The sequence below is a fragment of the Pseudomonas sp. FBCC-B35 genome (genome assembly GCF_059133755.1).
Genome location: NZ_CP101439.1, coordinates 20,695 through 43,319, shown reverse-complemented (window position 1 = coordinate 43,319; position 22,625 = coordinate 20,695). Strand labels below are relative to the sequence as shown.

21 protein-coding genes are annotated in these 22,625 nt (G+C 62.3%); 12 read left to right on the top strand and 9 right to left on the bottom strand.

The window, feature by feature from the left end:
- Positions 1-3: 3 nt before the first annotated feature.
- Complete coding sequence (choX, locus tag NMB38_RS00195) at positions 4-933, top strand: choline ABC transporter substrate-binding protein (RefSeq protein ID WP_028687747.1); 930 nt, start codon at positions 4-6, stop codon at positions 931-933.
- Positions 934-1,024: 91 nt separating this feature from the next.
- Positions 1,025-2,590, top strand: a complete 1,566-nt coding sequence (locus tag NMB38_RS00190; RefSeq protein ID WP_028687746.1) for a SulP family inorganic anion transporter — start codon at positions 1,025-1,027, stop codon at positions 2,588-2,590.
- A 39-nt stretch (positions 2,591-2,629) separates the two neighbouring features.
- Here NMB38_RS00190 and aroE read toward each other — a convergent pair whose 3' ends face one another.
- Together aroE and hemF are read right to left on the bottom strand one after the other, a co-directional pair.
- Positions 2,630-3,454, bottom strand: coding sequence for a shikimate dehydrogenase (aroE, locus tag NMB38_RS00185; protein ID WP_028687745.1), 825 nt, complete (start codon positions 3,452-3,454; stop codon positions 2,630-2,632).
- Positions 3,455-3,479: 25 nt separating this feature from the next.
- The gene (gene hemF, locus NMB38_RS00180) at positions 3,480-4,391 is read right to left on the bottom strand and encodes an oxygen-dependent coproporphyrinogen oxidase (protein WP_023532527.1); all 912 of its coding nucleotides are present in this window, start codon (positions 4,389-4,391) and stop codon (positions 3,480-3,482) included.
- 134 nt (positions 4,392-4,525) lie between these two features.
- On the opposite strand from hemF, the gene NMB38_RS00175 reads away from it, so the two are divergent.
- Positions 4,526-5,503, top strand: a complete 978-nt coding sequence (locus NMB38_RS00175; protein WP_028687744.1) for an NADPH:quinone reductase — start codon at positions 4,526-4,528, stop codon at positions 5,501-5,503.
- A 351-nt stretch (positions 5,504-5,854) separates the two neighbouring features.
- On the opposite strand, the gene NMB38_RS00170 is transcribed toward NMB38_RS00175, so the two are convergent.
- From NMB38_RS00170 to dprA, 3 genes are all read right to left on the bottom strand, one after another.
- Positions 5,855-6,163 (bottom strand): DUF3077 domain-containing protein, encoded by a 309-nt coding sequence (locus NMB38_RS00170; RefSeq protein ID WP_242810560.1) that lies wholly within the window; start codon positions 6,161-6,163, stop codon positions 5,855-5,857.
- 362 nt (positions 6,164-6,525) lie between these two features.
- Complete coding sequence (gene tsaC, locus NMB38_RS00165; protein WP_027913284.1) at positions 6,526-7,083, bottom strand: L-threonylcarbamoyladenylate synthase type 1 TsaC; 558 nt, start codon at positions 7,081-7,083, stop codon at positions 6,526-6,528.
- Positions 7,084-7,124: 41 nt separating this feature from the next.
- On the bottom strand, positions 7,125-8,222 hold the full coding sequence (gene dprA / locus NMB38_RS00160) for a DNA-processing protein DprA (protein ID WP_027913285.1): 1,098 nt from the start codon (positions 8,220-8,222) through the stop codon (positions 7,125-7,127).
- A gap of 207 nt (positions 8,223-8,429) precedes the next feature.
- Between dprA and def the strand changes: the two genes are divergently transcribed.
- Genes def through NMB38_RS00135 form a run of 5 tightly spaced genes read left to right on the top strand, consistent with a single transcriptional unit; the run spans position 8,430 to position 12,947 of the window.
- Complete coding sequence (gene def, locus NMB38_RS00155; protein WP_023532616.1) at positions 8,430-8,936, top strand: peptide deformylase; 507 nt, start codon at positions 8,430-8,432, stop codon at positions 8,934-8,936.
- 59 nt (positions 8,937-8,995) lie between these two features.
- Positions 8,996-9,928 (top strand): methionyl-tRNA formyltransferase, encoded by a 933-nt coding sequence (gene fmt, locus NMB38_RS00150; protein ID WP_028686819.1) that lies wholly within the window; start codon positions 8,996-8,998, stop codon positions 9,926-9,928.
- Positions 9,925-11,235, top strand: coding sequence for a 16S rRNA (cytosine(967)-C(5))-methyltransferase RsmB (gene rsmB, locus NMB38_RS00145; RefSeq protein WP_028686818.1), 1,311 nt, complete (start codon positions 9,925-9,927; stop codon positions 11,233-11,235). Before fmt ends, rsmB begins: the two co-directional genes overlap by 4 nt.
- Positions 11,236-11,254: 19 nt before the next feature.
- Positions 11,255-12,628, top strand: coding sequence for a Trk system potassium transporter TrkA (gene trkA / locus NMB38_RS00140; protein ID WP_027913288.1), 1,374 nt, complete (start codon positions 11,255-11,257; stop codon positions 12,626-12,628).
- A gap of 10 nt (positions 12,629-12,638) precedes the next feature.
- A complete protein-coding gene (locus NMB38_RS00135; RefSeq protein WP_027913289.1) occupies positions 12,639-12,947 on the top strand; it encodes a tetratricopeptide repeat protein in 309 nt (102 codons plus the stop codon).
- Between the two features lie 55 nt (positions 12,948-13,002).
- Here NMB38_RS00135 and NMB38_RS00130 read toward each other — a convergent pair whose 3' ends face one another.
- Both NMB38_RS00130 and NMB38_RS00125 read right to left on the bottom strand, forming a co-directional pair.
- On the bottom strand, positions 13,003-13,890 hold the full coding sequence (locus NMB38_RS00130; protein WP_027913290.1) for a lysophospholipid acyltransferase: 888 nt from the start codon (positions 13,888-13,890) through the stop codon (positions 13,003-13,005).
- Positions 13,891-13,931: 41 nt separating this feature from the next.
- Entirely contained in the window at positions 13,932-14,483 is a 552-nt protein-coding gene (locus NMB38_RS00125) for a DNA-3-methyladenine glycosylase I (RefSeq protein WP_027913291.1), read from the bottom strand.
- An 83-nt stretch (positions 14,484-14,566) separates the two neighbouring features.
- On the opposite strand from NMB38_RS00125, the gene glyQ reads away from it, so the two are divergent.
- From glyQ to NMB38_RS00105, 4 genes are read left to right on the top strand one after another with little or no spacing between them, the layout of a single operon-like run.
- Complete coding sequence (gene glyQ, locus NMB38_RS00120) at positions 14,567-15,514, top strand: glycine--tRNA ligase subunit alpha (protein ID WP_023532379.1); 948 nt, start codon at positions 14,567-14,569, stop codon at positions 15,512-15,514.
- Positions 15,511-17,565 (top strand): glycine--tRNA ligase subunit beta, encoded by a 2,055-nt coding sequence (gene glyS, locus NMB38_RS00115; protein WP_028686817.1) that lies wholly within the window; start codon positions 15,511-15,513, stop codon positions 17,563-17,565. Before glyQ ends, glyS begins: the two co-directional genes overlap by 4 nt.
- Before the next feature lie 3 nt (positions 17,566-17,568).
- On the top strand, positions 17,569-18,096 hold the full coding sequence (gene gmhB / locus NMB38_RS00110; RefSeq protein ID WP_027913294.1) for a D-glycero-beta-D-manno-heptose 1,7-bisphosphate 7-phosphatase: 528 nt from the start codon (positions 17,569-17,571) through the stop codon (positions 18,094-18,096).
- A 47-nt stretch (positions 18,097-18,143) separates the two neighbouring features.
- Positions 18,144-18,926: a lysophospholipid acyltransferase family protein gene (locus NMB38_RS00105; protein WP_027913295.1), complete on the top strand. Its 783-nt coding sequence runs from the start codon at positions 18,144-18,146 to the stop codon at positions 18,924-18,926.
- Between the two features lie 180 nt (positions 18,927-19,106).
- Here NMB38_RS00105 and NMB38_RS00100 read toward each other — a convergent pair whose 3' ends face one another.
- Both NMB38_RS00100 and NMB38_RS00095 read right to left on the bottom strand, forming a co-directional pair.
- Positions 19,107-20,726, bottom strand: coding sequence for an MFS transporter (locus NMB38_RS00100; protein ID WP_027913296.1), 1,620 nt, complete (start codon positions 20,724-20,726; stop codon positions 19,107-19,109).
- 93 nt (positions 20,727-20,819) lie between these two features.
- Positions 20,820-22,466 (bottom strand): GMC family oxidoreductase, encoded by a 1,647-nt coding sequence (locus tag NMB38_RS00095; protein ID WP_027913297.1) that lies wholly within the window; start codon positions 22,464-22,466, stop codon positions 20,820-20,822.
- Positions 22,467-22,625 lie beyond the last annotated feature (159 nt).

Below are 22,625 nucleotides of genomic sequence, written 5' to 3'. Positions count from 1 at the left end.
GCCATGCATACGTTCGCTGCTACCTTGTTCGCGCTAGCCGTCAGCCTGGGCACACTGAGCGCCCAGGCCGCCGATGACAACGCGCAGTGCTCAACCGTCAAGCTGGCCGACCCTGGGTGGAGTGACATCGCCACCACCAACGCAGTGGCCCGCCTGCTGCTTGAACCCCTGGGGTACCAGGTCAAGGTGGACAGCCTGGCGGTGCCGATCATCTATGGCGGGCTCAAGGACGGCCAGGTCGATGCCTTTCTTGGAAGCTGGATGCCTGCGCACCAAGGCTTCCATGACAAATTCGTCGCCAACGGGGATGTGCAGCAGCTCTCGCGCAATCTGCAAGGAACCGAATTCACCCTGGCGGTGCCGGACTACGTGTGGAATGGCGGGGTACGCGATTTCGCAGACCTGAACAAGCACGCCGATCAGTTTGGCAGGAAGCTCTACGGCATTGGCTCAGGCGCGCCGGCCAACCTCTCGCTGCAAGCGATCATCAAGGATGATGCCTTCGGCCTGGGCAAATGGAAGCTGGTGGAGTCCAGTGAGCAGGCCATGCTGGCCCAGGTGGACAGAGCGGTCAAGAAACAGCAGTACATTGTCTTCCTCGGCTGGACGCCTCACCCCATGAACGTGAAGCTGAACATGCATTACTTGACCGGTGGAGAGAAGTGGTTCGGCAGCAAAGGCGACGTGTTCACGCTGACACGCAAGGGTTATCCACAAGCCTGCCCGAACGCGGCAAAGTTGCTGAGCAACTTGAGCTTCACGCTGGACATGGAAAACACCATCATGGCCGAGGTTGTGGATAAGAAGATCAGCTTCGACGATGCCGCCAAGGCCTGGGTGAGAGCACATCCCGAAGCACTGGATGGTTGGCTGACCGGCGTGACCACCAAAGAGGGTGCGGACGCCGTCGCGGCCGTAAAAAGAACGCTGTAACGCGTTAATGGAGAGCGGGTCTGTCTGCGGTTGATTCGTGAAACAGATCGCTTCTCCAGAACAGACCCATTCGGGGGATTTTGACCGCACTATGCATCGCCTCATACGCCTGCTGCCCTTTCTGGGCTGGCTGCCGCGCCAGACGCGCCACAGTTTGCGTCAGGACCTGCTGGTGGGTTTGAGCGGCGCCATCCTTGCGCTGCCGCAATCCATCGCATACGCCCTGATCGCCGGCCTGCCAGCAGCATATGGGCTGTACGCGGCCATCGTCCCCGTGCTGGTCGCCTGCCTGTGGGGATCCTCCTGGCACCTGATCTGCGGGCCGACGGCGGCCATTTCCATCGTGCTATACGCCAGTGTCAGCCCGTTGGCGGTAGCAGGAAGCGATGACTACATCACCCTTGTGCTGCTGCTGACCTTTCTGGGAGGTGTCTTCCAGCTACTGCTGGGGCTTTTGCGTTTCGGGGCCCTGGTCAATTTCGTCTCGCATTCGGTAGTGATCGGCTTCACCCTTGGGGCCGCCGTGGTCATCGCGCTGGGGCAGCTGCCCAACCTGCTTGGGCTGGACTTGCCCAGCCAGGCCACCGCCTTGAAGACGGCTCAAGACCTGGCCAGCCATGCCGGTGAGATGGACGTGCCGTCCTTGATACTGGGAGCGCTCACCGTGGTAATGGGCATAGCGCTGAAACTATGGCGTCCCCGCTGGCCCAGCCTGTTGATAAGCCTGTTGGCCGTCAGCCTGCTGGCGTGGCTGCTGCCCGGCGTGTTCGGGCACGTGCCGCGTGTACCGGCGTTCGAGGGGCGCCTGCCCCCCTTGAGTGCCGTGCCGCTGCTGGACGTGGACCTGATACTGCGCCTGCTCCCCAGCGCCGTGGCCGTTGGCATGCTGGGGCTGGTGACCAGCTTGTCCATCGCACGTTCGTTGTCTGCGCGCTCCGAGCAACTGATTGACGCCGACCAGGAAATACGTGCCCAAGGGCTCTCCAACATCGTCGGTGCGTTCTTTTCCGGCTACCTCTCATCGGGCTCGTTCACCCGATCGGGCCTGAACTATGACGCAGGCGCACGCTCGCCCATGGCCGGCGTGTTCTCGGCGCTGTGGGTAGCGGTGTTCGCTGTCGCCGGTGCCGGCCTGATCGCGCACCTGCCGATTCCGGCGATGGCAGGCAGCATCCTGTTGATTTGCTGGGGGCTGGTTGATCGCAAGGCCATCGGCGCATTGCTGCGTGTCAGCCGTGCCGAGTTCGCGGTCATGGCGCTGACGGCAGCGGCCACCTTGCTCTTGGAATTACAGACGGCCATCTATGCCGGTGTGCTGGTTTCCCTGTTCTTCTACCTCAAGCGCACCTCGCGCCCGCGGATTCACCAGAGCCGCGAAGGCGATGCGGACATCTTGCGTGTAGGCGGGTCGATCTTCTTCGGTGCTGCGCATTACCTGCAAGTACGCCTGCAAGGCTGCCAAGGCCCGCAGGTGGTCATGGATGCGCGGCAGGTGAACTTCATCGACTATTCAGGGGTGGACATGCTGCACCGCGAGGCGAGGCGGCTGGCGCGAACAGGCGGTAGCCTGACCTTGCGCGGCGCCAGGCCACAGGTGATCGAAGAGCTGCACAAGCTCGAGGGCCCGGCGCGTTGCCCAATCCGGTTCGAGGACTGAGCAGCCACACCCAGCGCCGCTCAGTAGCCCAGCTGGCGGTCAGCCCCGCGCCAGTTGGCGGCGCAGTTCAGCGAGAACCGGTGCAGTGTCCGGCCGCACGCCGCGCCACACATAAAAGGCTTCGGCTGCTTGTTCGGCCAGCATCCCCAGACCGTCCAGCACCTTGGCGGCGCCATGTTGGGCGGCCCACTGGCAGAACGGCGTTGGCGCCTTGCCATACATCATGTCGTAGCACACCGTGCGCCCGGGTTCGATCAGGCTGCTGGCAATCGGTGGCAGCTCACCGGCCAGGCTGGCCGAGGTTGCATTGATGATCAGGTCCACTGGCTCTTGCAACCAGGCGAACCCACTGGCCACCACCGGCCCCAGTTCATCGAACGCCTCGGCCAGGCGTTCGGCCTTCTCCACCGTGCGGTTGGCGATCACCAGTGACTGCGGGTTGTGTGCCAGCAGCGGCTCCAGCACCCCGCGCACGGCGCCGCCGGCACCGAGGACAAGGATGCGTTTACCTGCCAGTTCAACACCGGCATTGACGGTGAGGTCACGGACCAGTCCCGCACCGTCGGTGTTGTCACCCTGCAAGGTACCGTCGGCCAGCTTGCTGAGCGTGTTCACCGCACCTGCGCGACGTGCGCGCGGGGTAAGGCTGTCGCACAGGCGATAGGCTTCTTCCTTGAATGGCACGGTAACGTTGCCACCGCTGCCTTGCTTGAAGAAGCCGCGCGCGCAGTCACTGAAGTCATCCAGCGGCGCCAGCAGCGTGGCGTACTCCAGGTCCTGGCCGGTCTGTTCGGCGAACAGGCGATGAATCAGCGGCGACTTGCTGTGGCCGATCGGGTTGCCAAAAACGACGTACTGGTCCATGACGGCTCCTTGAATGGTTACAGGCTTACTGGCCGAGCCAGTCACGGTCTTGCAGGAAGTACTCGGTCAGCCGTGCCTCTTCGCTGCCTGGCGCGGGTTTCCAGTCGTAGCCCCAGCGTACCTGCGGTGGCAGCGACATGAGGATGGACTCGGTGCGCCCACCAGACTGCAGCCCGAATAGCGTGCCACGGTCATAGACCAGGTTGAACTCGACGTAGCGGCCCCGGCGAAACTCCTGGAATTCCCGTTGCTGTGGGGTATAGGCCGTCCCTTTTCGGCGCTGCACGATGGGCAGGTACGCGTCGATGTACGCGTCGCCGATGGCACGGATGAAGGCGAAGCAGGTATCGAAGTCCCATTCGTTCAAGTCATCGAAGAACAGCCCGCCGATGCCACGGGGCTCACCCCGGTGCTTGAGATGGAAATACCGGTCGCACCAGGCCTTGTAGCGTGGGTACACATCGGCGCCGAAGGGGGCGCAGGCCTGTTCAGCGATTCGATGCCAGTGCACGCAGTCTTCCTCCACGCCGTAATACGGCGTCAGATCGAAGCCACCGCCGAACCACCAGACCGGCTCTTCGCCTTCCTTTTCGGCGATGAAAAACCGAACGTTGGCGTGGGAAGTAGGCACGTGCGGGTTGTGCGGGTGGATCACCAGCGACACTCCGAGCGCCTGGAAACCGCGCCCAGCCAACTCCGGTCGATGGGCGCTGGCCGAAGGCGGCAACCCGGTGCCGAACACATGGGAGAAATTCACCCCGCCTTTCTCGATGACGGTGCCTTCGCCGATCACCCGCGTACGGCCCCCGCCACCGGCTTCGCGCACCCAGGCGTCCTCGACGAAGCGGGCGCCGCCGTCTTCGCGTTCCAGGGCTGAGCAGATGCGGTCTTGCAAATCGAGCAGATAGGCTTTCACAGCCTCGGTGCGGCTAATCATCGGGTCACCAGGAGCGGGCAGGAAACAAGTGGCGCGTAGCATAACACCGCCTGCCAGCGCCCCGCAGTTGACGGCAGTCAAGCAAAGGCGTCCGATAGAAGCCCCTTTCCCGATCCCCAATCCAGGAGTACGAGATGGCCAAGCGTATCCAGTTCAGCCAGCACGGCGGCCCCGAAGTGCTGCAGTGGGTGGACTTCGAACCCGCCGACCTTGGGCCTCAGCACGTGCGCGTGCGCAACCATGCTGTGGGCTTGAACTTCATCGATACCTATTTCCGCAGCGGGTTGTACGCGCCGCCGTCCCTGCCTTCGGGCCTGGGCACCGAAGGCGCAGGGGTAGTCGAGGCCGTGGGCCAAGGCGTGTCACGGTTGAAGGTCGGCGACCGTGTGGCGTATGGCGGGGGCCCATTGGGCGCCTATGGCGAGGTGCACACGCTGCCTGAGGCCAACCTGGTCAAATTGCCAGAAGCCATCAGCTTCGAGCAGGCTGCCGCCGTCATGCTCAAGGGCATGACCGTGCAGTACCTGCTCAAGCAGACCTACGCTGTGCAGCCTGGCGATGTGATCCTGTTCCATGCGGCCGCAGGCGGCGTTGGTTCGCTGGCCTGCCAGTGGGCAAAGGCGCTGGGCGCCAAACTCATCGGCACCGTGAGCTCTGCCGAAAAGGCCGAGCGGGCCAAGGCCTTGGGCGCCTGGGCCACCATCGACTACAGCCACGAGGATGTCGCCAAACGGGTGCTGGAGCTGACCGACGGCAAGAAATGCCCAGTCGTGTATGACGGCGTGGGTGCCGACACCTGGCTGACGTCGCTCGATTGCCTGCAACCGCGGGGGTTGATGGTGAGCTTCGGCAATGCCTCGGGCGCGGTGAGTGGGGTGAACCTGGGGATTCTGGCGCAGAAGGGCTCGCTGTACGTCACTCGGCCGACGCTGGCGACTTACGCCAACAACGCCGAGAACACCCAGGCCATGGCCGATGACCTCTTTGCCATGATTGCCAGCGGCCAGCTGACGGTGGATATCCAGCAACGCTACCCGCTCAGCGAAGCGGCCAAGGCCCAGAGCGAGCTGTCGGCGCGGCGGACCGTGGGGTCTACTATTTTGTTGCCTTGATTGGCAGAAGGTCGCGTTATGGCGACCAGATGCTTGCCTTGGTTTTTGCAGTGTTGCGCAGATCGAGCGCCGCCCACGCGGCGCTTCGCGGGACAAGCCCGCTCCTACATCCGTTGCAACGCGACCACGCCTGTAAGTCCATGGTTGTCAGCCTTGCTGGCATGACTGGATTTCAAGGCGGGCATTGATGCCGCCGCCTGCCTCAAGCCATACACCAAGGCGGGCAACCATGGCCTGACAGGTTCGGCACGTTGCAACAAATGTGGGAGCGGGCTTGCCCCGCGAAGCGCCGCGCGGGCGGCGCTCGATTTCACAGGCGCTAAAAACCTAAAGGCGGACACCTGTCAGCCCTCACACCTTCTTCTGCGACGGCGGATTCGACTCGATGCCATTCAAGATGGCCTCGACCACGCCTTCTGCCATTTCAACGGCGTGCAGATTGGACCAGAACAGGCCACGACCTTCTTCGCGCATGTGGTCCAGGGCCTTGTAGCCGGCTTCGTACGCACAGCGCAGATACAGGGCGACATGCACCAGGGCGTCTTCGGCTGAGATGTCTGGGTTAACCGCAAACAGCGGCTGGTGGCCTGCGTCGCAGCGGCCGAATGGATGGGTGGAAGTGGAGGGAAGGGGTGGATCGGGGACGATCTTCTTCATCATTAGATCTCGCTTCATGGCCCCAACCAGTCGTTACCACACGAATGGGTGGCAGCTGTACGCAGGGTGGTAAACCGGGTGGGAGATCTAAAACCCAGCAGGCACGAAGCCTCCTGCGAACAGCCGCCATGGACTGCCAAGATCACCCTGAACCCGGGTTACCACACCCGATCGCCAAGTTATTCAGCGACGGTTGAAGCCTACGGGCAGCGGTTCCTACTGAAAAGGTGATGGCAGGGGACGCGGCTCGTAGGATATTTCCCAAACCGAATATCAAACAACCGCCTTGGCAAAAATCAGAAAAAACCAAGGGGTCATATGGGGGATGGCTCAGGCACTCGGCCCAAGCCTGGTGAGCAGGTGCATCAACCCGGCCGTACTACCTCGCCGGTAGCCAGATTGCGAATCAGGCTCGGGTTCTTCCGCCCACCCAACGCCCCGCCCAGTACCAGATCCAGTTGCCCATGGAAGTACTGCTCCACCCGCAGCCGGGTCTTCGCCGCAGGGCGCCCGCCAGGGTTGCACGACGTGGAGATCAGCGGCCCGACCAATGCGCACAGCTCGCGTACCACCGGGTGGTCGCTGACGCGAAGCGCTACGGTGTCGTGCTGCCCGGTCACCCATTCAGGCAGTAGATCCTGATGCGGCACCAGCCAGGTGTTGGGCCCAGGCCAGGTGCTGGCCATTCGGTCGATCCAGTCTTCGGGGAAGTCTTCGAACAGGAAGTCGAACTGGCGGATGTTGTCGGCGACCAGGATCAACCCTTTATCCACAGGCCGCGACTTCAGTGCCAGCAGCCGATAGACCGCATCCTCGTTCCATGGGTCGCAGCCCAGGCCCCAGACCGCCTCCGTCGGATAGGCGATCACTGCGCCTGCCCGGATCTCACGTGCGGCTTGTTGCACACGAAAACTGCTCACCATTGATGTTTCTCCACTGGGAATGTTGCCTGGGCGCAGTTTACTCAGCCCGAGCGGGCAAACCAACGCCCCGCTTGATTGCTGACCCGGCCATCGAGCTCCAGTTCGGTGAGCTGCGCCAGCACCTCTGCCAGCGGCTGCTCACTGCAATGGGCCAGGCTTTCGGTGGTCTGCGGTGCAGCGTGCAATAGCGCCAGCAGCGGGTGATCGAACGTGTCCGCACGGGCCGGGGGCAGGTTCTGCCAGCCTTGCAGGGTTTCGAGTATCTGCCCGACGCTTTCGACGAGCAGTGCGCCGTCGCGGATCAGCTGGTGACAACCCTTGGCGCCGGGATGGTGAATGGAGCCTGGAATGGCATAGACCTCCCGGCCCTGCTCGGCGGCGAGCCGCGCCGTGATCAGCGAGCCACTGGCCAAGCTGGCCTCGACCACCAGCACACCCAACGAAAGACCGCTGATGATGCGGTTGCGCCGGGGGAAGTTAGCCGGCAGCGGCCCGGCGTTGAGCGGGTACTCCGACACCAGTGCACTGCCGTTGTCGATCATCGCCTCGGCCAACTGCTTGTGCCGCTGTGGATAAAGTTTTTCGAGCCCTGTGCCCAGTACGCCTATCGTGGCCCCTCCAGCCTGCAGCGCGGCGCGGTGAGCGGCGCCATCAATGCCTACTGCCAGGCCGCTGGTGACGACGAAGCCTGCCTGGGCAAGGTACCTGGCAAACGCTCCAGCCGTGTCCACCGCCGGCGGCGTCGCGCGGCGGCTGCCCACGATCGCCAACTGCGGGCGGCTGAGCAGCGATGCGTTCCCCGTCACGAACAGCAGCGGCGGGGCGTCGTCGATTTCGGCGAGCAGCGGGGGGTAGTCTGGGCTGTCCCACATCAGCAATTGCTGGCCCGGACGCTCTAGCCAGCGCATTGCGGCACTGGCCGCATCCCGCACTTCAGGGCTGCGCCTTGCATCGATACTGGCATGGGGAATGCCCAGTGCGCGCCAGGCCGAGCCGGGGGCACTGAGCGCCGATGAGGCACTTCCGAAGGCCTCGATCAGCGTAGAAAAGCGTCGCAAGCCGGTCTCGGGAAGGCAATGCAGGCGCAAGCGCGCCTCCAGTTCCGCAGGTGGGCAAGTGGATAAGGAGCAATCAGACATCGGCAATCATCCTTGATGCAAAACGGTTGATTCAGGCTGCGCAACCTGTGGATAACTCTGTGAGTAACACTTTGAAAAGCTGTCCATTGGCTGGGGGCTATCACGCCAATAGTCACCCTAGACGAGCTTGCCAGGTGCCGAAGTCCGCGTTTCCCTTTATTATGTGTGTTCAGTTTTCAACCAAACGCACAGTGACTGCCTGACCTTATGGCCATTTTGAACATTCTCGAATTCCCGGACCCGCGCCTGCGCACCATCGCCAAACCGGTGACGGCGTTCGACGACGCCCTGCGCCAGCTGATCGACGACATGTTTGAAACCATGTACGAAGCCCCTGGCATCGGCCTGGCTGCGACCCAGGTCAACGTGCACCAGCAAGTCGTGGTGATGGACCTCAGCGAAGACCGCAGCGAGCCACGCGTCTTCATCAACCCGTCGGTCGAGGAACTGACCGATGACATGGGCCAGTACCAGGAAGGCTGCCTGTCGGTGCCGGGCTTCTACGAGAACGTAGACCGGCCCCTGCGTGTCAGGGTCAAGGCCCAGGATCGCGACGGCACACCGTTCGAGCTGGAATGCGAAGGCCTGCTGGCGGTGTGCGTGCAGCACGAATTCGATCACCTCAATGGCAAGCTGTTCGTCGACTACCTGTCGCAGCTCAAGCGGGATCGAATCAAGAAGAAGCTGGAAAAACAGCACCGCCAGCAAGCCTGATTCCCACCTCCCAGAAGGCTTGCTCCGGCAAGCCTTTTTCTTTTTGCAGCGAGAACACCATGCGCATCGTCTTTGCAGGCACTCCCGAGTTTGCCGCCGAACACCTCAAGGCCCTGCTCGACAGCCCTTACGAAGTCGTGGCCGTCTACACGCAGCCCGATCGCCCGGCAGGCCGCGGTCAAAAGCTGATGCCCAGCGCCGTCAAGGCGCTGGCCGTGGCCCATGACATCCCGGTGATGCAGCCGCCGAGCCTGCGCAATGCCGAGGCCCAGGCACAATTGGCAGCATTGGAACCCGACCTGATGGTCGTGGTTGCCTACGGCCTGATCCTGCCCCAGGCGGTGCTCGACATCCCGCGCCTTGGCTGCATCAACAGCCATGCGTCCCTGCTGCCACGCTGGCGCGGGGCGGCCCCGATTCAGCGGGCCGTGCAGGCGGGCGATGCCGAAAGCGGCGTAACCGTCATGCGCATGGAAGCGGGCCTGGACACCGGCCCCATGCTGCTCAAGGTCGTCACCCCGATCAACGCCATTGATACCGGCGGCAGCCTGCACGATCGCCTGGCGCAAATGGGACCGCCGGCCGTCATCCAGGCCGTCGCCGGGCTGGCCGATGGCACCTTGCACGGCGAGGTACAGGACGATGCCCTGGCCACCTATGCGCACAAGCTGAACAAGGACGAGGCGCGTCTGGACTGGTCGCTGCCCGCTGAACAGCTGGAGCGCCTGATCCGGGCATTCAACCCCTGGCCGATTTGCCACAGCACGCTCGACGGGGAAACCGTGAAGGTGCTGGGTGCGTGCCTGGCCACAGGGCAGGGCGCACCCGGTGAAATCCTGGCGGCCAGCAAAGACGGCCTGGTGGTGGCTTGCGGCGAGCAGGCGCTCAGCCTGACCCGCCTGCAGTTGCCTGGCGGTAAAGCCTTGGCCTTCGCTGACCTGTTCAACAGCCGCAAAGAGAAATTCACGCCAGGCAAGGTGCTCGGCCAATGAACCCACGCCTGGCTGCCGCCCGTGCCCTTGCCGCTGTGCTCAGCGGCAAGGCCTCCCTGAACAGCTCCCTGCCCGCGCAACTGGACAAGGTCGAGGACCGCGACCGCGGGCTGACCCAAGACCTGGCCTTTGGTACCGCGCGTTGGCAGCCGCGCCTGGACCTGCTGGCAGCGCAGCTGTTGCAAAAGCCCTTCAAGGCCGCCGATGCCGACGTGCAGGCATTGTTGCTGATTGGCTTGTACCAGTTGTTCTATACACGCATCCCGGCTCACGCCGCCATTGGTGAAACCGTAGGCTGCGCCGACAAGCTGAAAAAACCCTGGGCCAAGGGGCTGCTGAACGCCGTGCTGCGCCGTGCTCAGCGCGACGGCGAAGCGATGCTGGCCGACATGGAGCGCGACCCTGTGGTGCGCACGGCGCACCCACGCTGGCTGCAGAAGGCGCTCAAGGCCTTCTGGCCGGATCAGTGGGAAGCCATCTGCGCCGCCAACAATGCGCACCCGCCGATGATCCTGCGCGTCAACCGCCGCCACCACAGCCGCGACGGCTATCTGAAGCTGCTCGCCGATGCAGGCGTCCAGGCCCAGGCCTGCGCGTACAGCCGTGACGGTATCGTGCTGGCCGAACCGCGGGACGTACGCGGTCTGCCAGGCTTTGCCGAGGGCTGGATCAGCGTCCAGGACGAAGCCGCGCAACTGGCCGCCGACCTGCTGGACCTGGCGCCCGGTCAACGCGTGCTCGACGCATGCTGCGCCCCTGGGGGCAAGACCTGCCATGTGCTTGAAGCCCAAGCCGGGCTCTCTCACGTGGTGGCCATCGACCTTGAAGCCAAGCGCCTGGTACGCGTGCGGGAAAACCTCGACCGCCTGAAGCTCGACGCCGAGCTGATCGCCTGCGATGCCCGCGACACGGCCAGCTGGTGGGACGGCAAACCGTTCCAGCGCATCCTGCTGGACGCGCCTTGCTCGGCGACTGGCGTAATCCGTCGTCATCCAGACATCAAGCTCACCCGCCAGGCCGAAGACATCGCGCCGCTGGCGGCCTTGCAAGGCGAGTTGCTCGATGCCCTGTGGCCGACATTGGAGGTGGGCGGCATGCTCCTGTACGCCACCTGCTCCAGCCTCCCGACCGAGAATACCGAGGTCATCGGCGCGTTCCTGGCACGCACGCCAGGCGCACGCGAGCTGGACCTGGCCACCGAAGCGGGCCTGCGCCAGGCGCATGGACGCCAGTTGTTGGCTCAGGAAGGCGGCCACGACGGTTTCTACTATGCCAAGCTGATCAAGATTGCCGCCTCGCGCGGTTGAGCACACTGGAGAGTAGCGGATGAAGATCATCATCCTGGGCGCCGGCCAGGTGGGCGGGACGCTTGCAGAGCACCTGGCCAGCGAGGCCAACGACATCACCGTGGTCGACACCGATGGCGACCGCCTGCGCGACCTGGGTGATCGCCTGGATATCCGCACCGTGCAGGGGCGCGGGTCGCTGCCGACGGTGTTGCGCCAGGCCGGCGCCGAGGACGCCGACATGCTGGTTGCCGTGACCAACAGCGACGAGACCAACATGGTCGCGTGCCAGGTGGCCTACTCGCTGTTTCACACACCGACCAAGATCGCCCGGGTGCGCGAGTCGGCCTACCTGACCCGTGAAGAGCTGTTCGACAACGACCACATTCCGGTCGATGTGCTGATCAGCCCGGAGCAGGTCGTCACCCACTACATCAAGCGCCTGATCGAACAGCCCGGTTCGTTGCAGGTGATCGACTTCGCCCAGGGCAAGGCGCAGCTAGTGGCCGTGAAGGCCTATTACGGCGGCCCGCTGGTCGGCCAGCAGCTGCGCCAGATACGCGCGCACATGCCCAATGTGGAAACCCGGGTGGCGGCGATCTTCCGCCGTGACCGTTCGATCACACCGCGCGGTGATACGGTGATCGAGGCCGATGACGAGGTGTTCTTCATCGCCGCCAAGAAGGACATCCGGGCGGTCATGGGCGAGCTGCGCCGTATCGATGAAACCAACAAGCGTGTCGTCATCGCCGGCGGCGGGCAGATAGGCGAGCGCCTGGCCGAAGCCATCGAAAGCCGCTACCAGGTGAAGATCATCGAGATGAACCCGGCACGCTGCCGGTACCTGTCCGATACGCTGGACAGTACCGTGGTGCTGCAGGGCAGCGCATCGGATAAAGACCTGATGCTGGAAGAGAACATCGCCGACACCGATATCTTCCTGGCCCTGACCAACGATGACGAAGCCAACATCATGTCGTCCCTGCTGGCCAAGCGCCTGGGTGCGCGCAAGGTCATGACGATCATCAACAACCCGGCCTATGTGGACCTGGTGCAGGGCGGTGAAATCGACATCGCCATCAGCCCGCAATTGGCCACCATCGGTACCTTGCTGGCGCATGTGCGCCGTGGCGATATCGTGAGCGTGCACTCGCTGCGTCGTGGTGCAGCCGAAGCCATCGAGGCTGTGGCCCACGGTGATGCGAAGTCGAGCAAGGTGGTGGGCAAGGCGATCGAGGACATTACCCTGCCCCCGGGGACGACCATCGGTGCCATCATTCGCCACGACAGTGTGCTGATCGCGCACGACACGACAGTCATCGAATCAGGTGACCATGTGATCCTGTTCGTTGTGGACAAGAAACACATTCGGGATGTGGAGAAGCTGTTCCACGTCGGCTTGAGTTTCTTCTAGGAGGCAGGACATGCGCCAATCGTTGGAAAAGATGCTGGCCAAGGGTGTGGATAACCCGTTGTTGCGCTTTGGCCTGGGCAAGGCGTGGCTCGACGAAGGCGATGGTGCCCAGGCTGCCGTGCACCTGGCTCGCTGTGTCGAGCAGGACCCCACCTATTCGGCAGCCTGGAAGCTGTTGGGCAAGGCCTACCAGTTACTAGGGGACCTGCCAGCGGCGCGCAAGGCCTGGGAAGATGGCATCGCGGCGGCGCAGGCCCATGGCGACAAGCAGGCCGAGAAAGAAATGACGGTGTTTCTCAAGAAACTCGACAAACGCTGAGTGCGCTGTCGCCGACACGTCGGCTGCCAGACAGCCGCTGCCGGCGATGCGCGCCTCAATACCAGCGCGCCTCACCCGCCGGACGCTTCTTGAAGCGCTTCATGCTCCACATGTACTGGCTGGGATACTCGCGCACATAGCGCTCGACCACCTTGCTCATCGCGGCCGCCGACTCGTTCACGTCGGTGCTGTACATCGCCTCCGGCGCGGCTTCCAGAAACACCTTGAAGCCTGACCCGTCAGGCAGGCGCAGGGCATGCAGGAAAACCCCGACTGCCTTGCCGCCGGCGAGCATGTTCGGCACGAACTTGCTGGTCAGCGCTTCAGTGCCCAGGAAGGGAACGAATACACCCGCCGATTCGGCCGGCTCGGGATCGGCCGGGATGCCGACCTGGCCGCCGCGCCGAACTTCCTTGATCACGCTGAGGATGCCTTCCTTGGTCGAAGGCGCCACACGGTTGCCCATCTGCACACGCTGCTCGCGCAGCAGGTCGTCCACCGCCTTGAGTTTGGGGGGCCGGTAGAAAATGATCGGCTTGCACTGGTTGCAGTAGAAGTGGTTCAGCACTTCCCAATTGCCCAAATGGCTGGTGATGCCCACAACGCCCTTTCCAGAAGCCAGGGCCTGCTCCAGCACTTCAAGCCCATGCACTTCCTTGACCAACTCCAACGAGCGGTGTGGAGGCCAGATCCAGGCGCAGGCGCTTTCGACGAAGGATTTGCCGATGTCCCGCAGGGCCTGGCCGACCAGTTGCTCACGGGCAACCGGGTCCATCTCGGGGAAGCATTTGGCCAGGTTGATGCGCACCACGTTGCGCGAGCCATTGGGTATTTTCCACATCAGCCAGCCGATGCCGGCCCCGACGCGTTGCACCGCACCCCAAGGCAACTTGGCGAACAGTCGCAGCACCCCGACCATCAGGGCGCCCTTGAACTTTTCCACAGGCGAGTTCCTTATTTCAGCAAGACGGGCATTGTAACCCTTCAGTGGGACAAGTCGGCGTAGCGATCACAGTCGGTGGTGTGGTCCATGACCATGCCGGTCGCCTGCATGAAGGCATAGCAGATGGTCGGGCCGACGAAGGTGAAGCCGGCTTTGCGCAACGCCTTGCTCATGGCTTGGGCTTGTTCGGTGACCGCCGGGACTTCGCTGCGGGTGCTGAAATGGTTGATCTTCGGGGCGCCACCGACGAACGACCACAGCCACTCGGCCGGGTTATCCACAGCCAGCCAGGCCTGGGCATTGCGCCTGGCAGCCTTGAGCTTGAGCCGATTGCGGATGATGCCGGCATCCTGCATTAACGCCTCGATGCGCTCGTCGCTCATCACCGCGAGTTTCGCAGGATCAAAACCCTCCAGCACTTCACGATAGCGCTCGCGCTTGCGCAGCACGGTGATCCAGGAAAGGCCTGCCTGGAACCCTTCGAGCAAAAGCATCTCGAACAGCAACGCCGGGTCACGCTGGGGCGTTCCCCATTCCTGGTCATGGTAGGCCTGGTACAACGGATCGTCGGTACACCAAAAGCAGCGTGGCATAAGGCTCCAATGAGTAGAGGGCGAGGCGAATCAGGTTATACTCCCGCTCTTTACATCCGCATCCCCAGATACAGGTGAATTTCGTGAGCCAGCCTACGCCAGCCGTGCGTACCTTCCAAGACCTGATCCTCGCCCTGCAGAACTACTGGGCCGAGCAAGGTTGTGTGGTGCTTCAGCCCTACGATATGGAAGTAGGCGCCGGCACTTTCCACACCGCCACCTTCCTGCGCGCGGTGGGTCCAGAAACCTGGAACGCCGCCTACGTGCAGCCAAGCCGTCGCCCTGCCGACGGGCGGTACGGCGAAAACCCCAACCGCCTGCAGCACTATTATCAATTCCAGGTAGTGCTCAAGCCCAACCCGGCCAACTTCCAGGAGCTGTACCTCGGCTCGCTGAAAGCCATCGGTCTGGACCCGCTGGTGCACGATATTCGCTTCGTCGAAGACAACTGGGAATCGCCAACCCTCGGGGCCTGGGGCCTGGGCTGGGAAATCTGGCTCAATGGCATGGAAGTGACTCAGTTCACCTACTTCCAGCAGGTCGGTGGTATCGAGTGCTACCCGGTGACCGGTGAAATCACCTATGGTCTGGAGCGCCTGGCCATGTACATCCAGGGCGTGGACTCGGTCTACGACCTGGTATGGGCCGATGGTCCGTTCGGCAAGGTCAGCTACGGCGACGTGTTCCACCAGAACGAAGTGGAGCAGTCGACCTACAACTTCGAGCACGCCAACGTCGAGAAACTGTTCGAGTTGTTCGACTTCTACGAAAGTGAAGCCAACCGCCTGATCAAGCTGGAACTGCCATTGCCGACCTATGAAATGGTCCTCAAGGCATCCCATACGTTCAACCTGCTCGATGCCCGCCGTGCCATCTCGGTGACCGAGCGCCAGCGTTACATCCTGCGGGTGCGCACCCTGGCCCGCGACGTGGCGCAAAGCTACCTGCAGGCCCGTGCGCGCATGGGCTTCCCGATGGCGACCCCCGAACTGCGTGACGAAGTGTTGGCTAAGCTGGAGGCTGCACAATGAGTGCTCAAGATTTCCTGGTAGAACTGGGCACCGAAGAGCTGCCACCCAAGGCCCTTGCGACCCTGGGCGACGCGTTCCTGGCCGGCATCGAAAAAGGCCTGCAAGCTGCAGGCCTGAACTACACCGGCAAATCGGTCTACGCCGCGCCGCGCCGCCTGGCCGTGCTGATCCGCCAACTCGATGTGCAGCAGCCTGACCGCAGCATCAACATCGACGGCCCGCCCCTGCAGGCGGCCTTCAACGCAGAAGGCGAGCCGACCCAGGCTGCACTGGGCTTTGCCAAGAAGTGCGGTGTGGAGCTGGCCGACATCGACCGTAGCGGCCCCAAGCTGCGCTTCTCCCAGCACATCCCCGGCAAAGCGACCGCGGGCCTGCTGCCGACCATCGTCGAAGACTCGCTCAACGACCTGCCTATCCCTAAACGCATGCGCTGGGCGGCAAGCCGTGAAGAGTTCGTGCGTCCGACCCAATGGCTGGTGATGCTGCTGGGCGATCAGGTGGTCGACTGCACCCTCTTGTCCCAGAAGGCCGGCCGCCAATCGCGCGGGCACCGCTTCCACCATCCGGAAAGCGTCACCATCAGCGCCCCGGCCAACTATGTCGAGGACATGCGCAAGGCCTATGTGCTGGCCGATTTCAGCGAGCGTCGCGACCTGATCGCCAAACGTACCGCCGAGCTGGCCATGCAGCAGGAAGGCACCGCCATCGTGCCACCCGCGTTGCTGGACGAAGTGACCGCGCTGGTGGAGTGGCCGGTACCGCTGGTGTGCTCGTTCGAAGAGCGTTTCCTGGAGGTGCCGCAAGAAGCCTTGATCACCACCATGCAGGACAACCAGAAGTACTTCTGCCTGCTCGACAGCGAAGGCAAGTTGCTGCCGCGCTTCATCACCGTGGCCAACGTCGAGAGCCGCGACCCCAAGCAGATCGTGCAGGGTAACGAAAAGGTCGTGCGTCCACGCCTGACCGACGCCGAGTTCTTCTTCAAGCAGGACAAGAAGCAACCGCTGGAAACCTTCAACGAGCGCTTGAAGAACGTGGTGTTCCAGGCCCAGCTGGGTACGGTCTATGACAAGGCCGAGCGGGTATCGAAACTGGCAGCGTTCATTGCGCCCTTGATTGGCGGCGATGCGCAACGGGCCGCGCGTGCCGGCTTGCTGTCCAAGTGCGACCTGGCTACGGAAATGGTCGGTGAGTTCCCAGAGATGCAAGGCGTCGCTGGCTACTACTACGCGCTCAACGACGACGAACCGCAGGATGTGGCGCTGGCGCTGAACGAGCAATACATGCCGCGCGGTGCAGGCGCCGAATTGCCTCAGACCCTGACCGGTGCTGCCGTCGCCATCGCCGACAAGCTCGATACCCTGGTGGGCATCTTCGGCATCGGCATGCTGCCCACCGGCAGCAAGGACCCGTACGCCCTGCGCCGCGCCGCACTGGGCGTGCTGCGCATCCTGATCGAGAAGCAGCTGGACCTGGACCTGACCGGTGCCGTGCAGTTCGCGGTCAAGCAGTACGGGGCCAAGGTCAAGGCTGCCGGGTTGGCTGACCAGGTGCTGGAGTTCATCTTCGACAGGCTGCGTGCCCGTTACGAAGACGAAGGCATCGACGTCGCCACTTACCTCTCGGTTCGCGCGCTTCAGCCAGGTTCCGCACTGGACTTCGATCAGCGCGTCCAGGCGGTCCAGGCCTTCCGCAAGCTGCCCGAAGCCGAGGCACTGGCCGCCGTCAACAAGCGCGTGTCGAACCTGTTGAGCAAGGCAGAAGGCGCCATCGCCGAACAGGTCGAGCCCAAGTACTTCGACAATGCCAACGAGTTCTCGCTGTACTCGGCCATCCAGCAAGCCGATCAGGCTGTGCAACCGATGGCTGCTGCACGTCAGTACAGCGAGTCGCTGGCGCGCCTTGCCGCCCTGCGTGATCCGGTCGATGCCTTCTTCGAGGCTGTGATGGTCAATGCCGAGGACGCCAAGGTACGTGCCAACCGATATGCCCTGCTCAGCCGTCTGCGTGGGCTGTTCCTGGGCGTGGCCGACATTTCGTTGCTGGGGTAAGCCTTGAAACTGCTGATTCTCGATCGTGACGGGGTCATCAACCAGGACTCCGACGCCTACATCAAGTCGCTGGATGAATGGGTGCCCATCCCTGGCGCCATCGAGGCGATCGCGCAGTTGAGCAAAGCGGGCTGGACGGTGGCCGTGGCCACCAACCAGTCCGGTATCGCCCGTGGCTATTACCCGCTCGCGACCCTTGAGGCCATGCATGCGCGCTTGCGCATGCTGGTGGCCGAGCAGGGCGGTGAGGTGGGGCATATCGTGTATTGCCCGCATGGCCCCGATGAAGGCTGCGATTGCCGCAAGCCCAAGCCGGGCCTGTTGCGGGCCATCGCCGAGCACTACCAGGCAAGCCTTGAGGGCATCTGGTTCGTGGGCGATAGCCAAAGTGACCTACAGGCTGCGCTGGCCGTCGATGCACAACCTGTTCTGGTAAAGACAGGCAAAGGCGAACGTACCCTTGAGAAGGGCGTTCCGGCTTCAACCCTGATTTATGACGATCTGGCTGCCATCGCCAGGGCACTTATCTAAACGGTGCGCCCTTGGGCGCACTTTTCTAAAAGCGGGCAGGTCCCGCAATGGTACAAACCACTATGTCGATCCTGCAGGCGATCAGAGTCTTTCTTTTTTACCTGCTGCTGGGTACCAGTTCGCTGCTCTGGTGCTCGCTGAGCTTCTTCATTGCGCCGTTTCTGTCGTTCCCCAAGCGCTACAAATTCATCAATGTGTACTGGTGCCGCTGCGCTATTTTCCTGGCACGCGTCATCGTAGGCATCGATTACAAGATTACCGGCGCTGAAAACGTGCCAGCCGAGCCCTGTGTGATTTTGTCGAATCACCAGAGCACCTGGGAGACATTTTTCCTGTCTCAGTATTTCTCTCCGCTCAGCCAGGTGCTCAAGCGTGAGCTGCTGTATGTGCCGTTCTTCGGCTGGGCCATGGCCATGCTGCGTCCCATTGCCATCGACCGCGACAACCCCAAGGAAGCATTGCGCCAAGTGGCCAAGAAAGGCGATGAACTGCTCAAGCAGAAAACCTGGGTTCTGATCTTCCCGGAGGGCACACGCGTACCCTTTGGCACGGTGGGCAAGTTCTCCCGGGGCGGGACGGCGCTGGCGGTAAACGCTGGGCTCCCGGTGTTGCCCATTGCCCATAATGCCGGCAAGTACTGGCCGAAGAATGGGTGGGGCAAGCACGCTGGCACCATCGAAGTGGTGATCGGCGAACCCATGTACGCCAACGGCACAGGCCCTCGCGCCATTGCCGAGCTCAATGACCGCGCCCAGGCCTGGAACGAAGCCACCCAACGGGCCCTGGGCTCGCTTGCGCAGGTCGAAGAAAGCACGCAAGCCGAGGCCTGAGCGGCTTGTGGATAACGTGTGAGCAAATTATGGATTAGCTGTTGCAAAAATAAGCTAACCCTATGAATTAGCTACATATTTACTCTTTGTTGATTTTTCCTAAAAACGTGCATAAGTTTTTTCACGGCATAAAAAAACCGGCTTTTAGAGCCGGTTTTTTTGTGGGGGTGGTTCAGCGAATCACACCTTGTCGATATCCACGTCCTTGGTCTCTTTGAGACAGAAGATGCCCACTATCAGGCTGATGCCCGTGACCAGTACCGGGTACCACAACCCGTAAAAGATATCGCCGGTGTAAACCACCAGGGCGAACGATACCGTGGGCAGGAAACCGCCGAACCAGCCATTACCGATGTGATACGGCAAGGACATGGAGGTGTACCGGATACGCGTAGGGAACAGCTCGACCATCACGGCAGCCAGCGGTCCGTAGGTCATCGTGGCGATCAGGATCATGGCCACGATCAACACCACCACCATCACGCTGTTGACTTGGGCCGGGTCAGCCTTGGCGGGGTACCCTGCCTGCTCGACCGCCGCGCGCATGGCCGCCTCGTCATAGCCATTGATGGTCTTGTCGCCGATGCTCACGACCACTTCGCTGCCGTCAACGCTTACCGAGCTATAGGGCAAGCCTTGCTTGACCAGGAAGGTCTTTACTTTGTCGCAGGGGCTATCAAAGCGCGCCTTGCCCACAGGGTCGAACTGGAAGGTGCAGCCTTTCGGGTCAGCGGTCACGACGATGGGGGCCTGGCGGCTGGCGGTGTCGATCTGCGGGTTGGCGTAGAAGCTAAGGGCCTTGAACAACGGGAAGTAGAGCACCGTGGCCAACAGCAGGCCCAGCATCAATATCGGTTTGCGCCCGATCCGATCGGACAGCCAGCCAAAGAACACGAAAAACGGCGCGCCGATCACGACGCTGATGATCAGCAAGGTGTTGGCCTGGGCCGGGTCCATCTTCAACATCTGGGTCATGAAGAACAGCACGTAGAACTGTGCCGTATAGAAGGTGACAGCCTGACCCGCATTGATACTGAACAGCGCAGTGAGCACGACCTTCAGGTTGGGCCAGGACGTAAACGACTCACGAATCGGCGATTTGCTGATCTTGCCCTGTGCCTTCATTTTCACGAAGGCCGGGGACTCGTGCATGCTCATTCGAATCCAGGTCGAGATCCCCAGCAGCACGATGGACAGCAGAAACGGCAGGCGCCAGCCCCAGGTTTCGAACTGATCGCCACTTACATAACGGCTGCCCAGTACCACCAGCAATGACAGCAACAGTCCCAAGGTGGCGGTGGACTGGATGAACCCAGTATGGAAGCCCCGCTTGCCAGGTGGCGCATGTTCGGCCACGTAGGTGGCTGCACCGCCGTACTCACCGCCCAGCGCCAGGCCTTGCAGCATGCGCAACACGACCAGGATGATCGGCGCCGCGATGCCAATGCTGGCATAGGTGGGCAAAAGGCCAACGGCGAACGTGGACAGCCCCATCAGCACGATGGTGATGAGAAAGGTGTACTTGCGCCCGATCATGTCCCCCAAGCGGCCGAATACCAGGGCACCAAACGGTCGCACCAGGAAGCCGGCGGCAAACGCCATCAGTGCGAAGATGAACGCGGTGGTGTCGTTGACGCCCGCGAAGAACTGCTTGCTGATGACGGCAGCCAGGGCGCCGTAGAGGAAAAAGTCGTACCACTCGAACACCGTACCGAGCGATGACGCGAAAATGATCTTGCGCTCTTCACGACGACTGGGGCGGCTGGCGGCCGCATCCTGCTCTTGGATGTAATCCGACATCGTTGCTGTCCTCGGCCCGCAGGCCACAGTGATTATTCTTGTTGTTCCACTGCCGACAGCGTCCGACTACGCGCTGCCGTATTGCACACCCCTTCAGGGTGTTGGTAGTGCATCCTGGTTGAGGAAGGTCGTTGTGGCTGCTCCTTTCAAAATAAGCTGCGCCGCCTTTTCAGCGATCATCAGGGTAGGTGAACAGGTATTGCCCGACGTTATCTGGGGCATGATCGATGCGTCTGCCACACGAAGGCCGGGGATGCCATGGACACGAAGCTGGTCATCGACCACATCCATGGGGCCATTGCCCATGCGGCATGTCCCTACGGGATGGAAAATCGTCGTGCCTATCTTGGCCGCCGCTTCGTGCAGCTGTTCTTCAGTTTGTAGGGCAGGTCCAGGCAGATATTCTTCGGGCGCAAAGGCTGCGAGGGCAGGGGCCTGCACGATGCGCCGGGTGAGACGGATAGCGTCGGCGGCGACACGCAGGTCCTGGGGGTCGCTGAGGTAGTTGGGGTCGATGAGCGGCGCGCTGTGCATGTCTGCACTGCGAATATCGATACGCCCGCGGCTCAGTGGCCGCAAGTTGCACACAGAAGCCGTGAAGGCTGGAAACGGATGCAACGGCTCGCCAAAACGGTCCAGGGACAGAGGCTGCACGTGGTACTGCAAGTTCGCAGTGGCCTGGTCGGGGTTCGAACGCACGAAAGCGCCCAGCTGGCTTGGCGCCATGGCCAGCGGACCGCTGCGATCGTACAGGTAGCGCAGGCCCATGCCCATCTTGCCCCACAGGCTATTGGCCATCTGGTTGAGGGTACGTGCGTTGCCGATCTGGTAGATCAGCCGTAGCTGCAAGTGATCCTGCAGATTGCTGCCTACACCCGGCATGGCATGGCGCACCCCGATACCCAAGTCCTCCAGCAACTGCTGCGGACCAATGCCCGAGCGTTGCAGGATGCCGGGTGAGCCTACTGCACCTGCGCATAGCACAATCTCTCGTCGCGCCGAGAACTCGTGCCAGCGGCCCTGCCAACGGGTTTTGACAGCGCGGGCGCGCGTGTTGCCTAGCAGCACTTGATCCACCTGCACATCGGTCATAACAGTCAGATTGGCGCGGTGCTTAATGGGGCGCAGAAACGCTTTGGATGCGTTCCAGCGAACACCGCTACGCTGGTTGACCTGAAAATATCCACAGCCTTCGTTGTCGCCGGTGTTGAAGTCATCGATTTTGGCAACACCCGCCTGCTCGGCTGCATCGCGGAAGGCGTCGAGGATCGGCCAGCTGTAGCGCTGGCGCTCTACACGCCATTCACCGCTGGCACCATGGTATTCGCTGGCACCGCCATGGTGGCTTTCGCTTTGCTTGAACAGCGGCAACACGTCTTTCCAGGCCCAGCCTCGGTTGCCTAGGCTAGCCCAGTGATCGTAGTCAGCCGCCTGGCCACGCATGTAGATCATGCCGTTGATGGAGGAGCACCCGCCCAGGACCTTGCCACGGGGGTAGCCCAGCGACCGACCTTGCAGTCCAGGCTGCGCCTCGGTCTTGAAGCACCAGTCCGTGCGGGGGTTACCAATGCAGTACAGGTAGCCCACCGGCACGTGTATCCAGGGATAGTTGTCCCGCCCACCGGCTTCGAGCAGCAGTACCCGGCATGACGGGTCGGCAGACAACCGGTTCGCCAGCAAGCAGCCAGCGGGGCCGGCGCCCACGATCACATAGTCGTAGGCAGAATCGACTGATGACATAGAGGACCTCAGGGCCTGTTTTTGTTCTTGTCCCCAATCAGCTTAGTGAGTAATTTCGCGGAAGAAACACGCGATTTCGCGCACCCGTTGTGCGTTTAAGCACAGCGATGCCTCTCGGAGCGTCGGCGCCTCTTACCGGGGTGTTCGATACAGATATGC